2 tRNA genes and 3 rRNA genes are annotated in these 1883 nt (G+C 52.8%); all 5 read left to right on the forward strand.

The features are described from left to right. Positions 1 to 404, forward strand: a 16S ribosomal RNA gene (locus FHS18_RS33945); the annotation flags it as partial. Positions 405 to 521: 117 nt separating this feature from the next. Next, positions 522 to 638: ribosomal RNA gene (rrf, locus tag FHS18_RS33950) — 5S ribosomal RNA — on the forward strand. 23 nt (positions 639 to 661) lie between these two features. Beyond that, positions 662 to 738 (forward strand) — tRNA-Ile (locus tag FHS18_RS33955). A 14-nt stretch (positions 739 to 752) separates the two neighbouring features. After that, positions 753 to 828 (forward strand) — tRNA-Ala (locus FHS18_RS33960). A gap of 257 nt (positions 829 to 1085) precedes the next feature. Continuing rightward, positions 1086 to 1883 (forward strand): 23S ribosomal RNA (locus FHS18_RS33965); the annotation flags it as partial.

Below are 1883 nucleotides of genomic sequence, written 5' to 3' on the forward strand. Positions count from 1 at the left end.
GGTGGGCACTCTAGAATGACTGCCGGTGACAAACCGGAGGAAGGCGGGGATGACGTCAAATCATCATGCCCCTTATGACCTGGGCTACACACGTACTACAATGGCCGTTACAACGGGAAGCGAAGGAGCGATCTGGAGCGAATCCTAAAAAGGCGGTCTCAGTTCGGATTGCAGGCTGCAACTCGCCTGCATGAAGTCGGAATTGCTAGTAATCGCGGATCAGCATGCCGCGGTGAATACGTTCCCGGGTCTTGTACACACCGCCCGTCACACCACGAGAGTTTACAACACCCGAAGCCGGTGGGGTAACCGCAAGGAGCCAGCCGTCGAAGGTGGGGTAGATGATTGGGGTGAAGTCGTAACAAGGTAGCCGTATCGGAAGGTGCGGCTGGATCACCTCCTTTCTAAGGATTACCTGATCACGTAGATGATCAGTAGCAGCGCAAGCTGCAAACCAAAACATGTCGCTCATGTTCAGTTTTGAGGGAACAACCCTCTAATAGAAATACCCGCAACATCTGTTTGGTGGCGATGGCGGAAGGGAACCACGCGTACCCATCCCGAACACGACCGTTAAGCCTTCCAGCGCCGATGGTACTTGGACCGCAGGGTCCTGGGAGAGTAGGACGTCGCCAAGCGGAAGGTTATTCTTCCATTTTATTGGCCTTTAGCTCAGCTGGTTAGAGCGCACCCCTGATAAGGGTGAGGTCGGTGGTTCGAGTCCACTAAGGCCAACCATTTTAATTTCATACGGGGCCATAGCTCAGCTGGGAGAGCGCCTGCCTTGCAAGCAGGAGGTCAGCGGTTCGATCCCGCTTGGCTCCACCAAAAAAAGTTTTAACATTGCACCTTGAAAACTGGATATGAAATGAAACATCCTTTAGCTGAGTTTTAACCGCAGGTTTTTGCCTGTGATATGTAAGCGAAGCTTTTCGGATTAGTGCGACTTTTGTGAACCTGTTTCCACCGCTTAAGTGTGGATCAAGAAACAGGTGAATCAACGGGAGCAATAAGCCGAACAAGCGGAGCAGTCGCTCAATGCTGCATTCCCAATCTCACGATTGTGAACGCAAGCCAATGAGCTAGGTTAAGCTAGTAAGAGCGCACGGAGGATGCCTAGGCACTAGGAGCCGAAGAAGGACGTGGCGAACAACGAAATTGCCTCGGGGAGCCGTAAGCAGGCTTTGATCCGGGGATGTCCGAATGGGGAAACCCGGCTGGAGTAATGTCCAGTCACCTGTTACTGAATACATAGGTAACATGGAGGCATACCAGGGGAACTGAAACATCTAAGTACCCTGAGGAAGAGAAAACAATAGTGATTCCGTCAGTAGCGGCGAGCGAACGCGGATTAGCCCAAACCAAGGAGCTTGCTCCTTGGGGTTGTAGGACGTCTCACATGGAGTTACAAAGGTGTTGGTTAGGCGAAGAGGTCTGGAAAGGCCCGCTAGAAAAGGTAAAAGCCCTGTAACCAAAAGCCAACACCCTCCGAGACGGATCCTGAGTACGGCGGGACACGTGAAACCCCGTCGGAATCCGGCAGGACCATCTGCCAAGGCTAAATACTCCCTAGTGACCGATAGCGAAGCAGTACCGTGAGGGAAAGGTGAAAAGCACCCCGGAAGGGGAGTGAAACAGAACCTGAAACCGTGCGCTTACAAGAAGTCAGAGCCCTCTATATGGGTGATGGCGTGCCTTTTGTAGAATGAACCGGCGAGTTACGTTCACGTGCAAGGTTAAGGTGGAAAGCCGTAGCCGCAGCGAAAGCGAGTCTGAATAGGGCGAATGAGTACGTGGTCGTAGACCCGAAACCGTGTGATCTACCCCTGTGCAGGGTGAAGGTGCGGTAACACGCACTGGAGGCCCGAACCCACGAATGTTGA

The organism is Paenibacillus phyllosphaerae (genome assembly GCF_014192105.1).
GTDB lineage: Bacteria > Bacillota > Bacilli > Paenibacillales > Paenibacillaceae > Paenibacillus_Z > Paenibacillus_Z phyllosphaerae.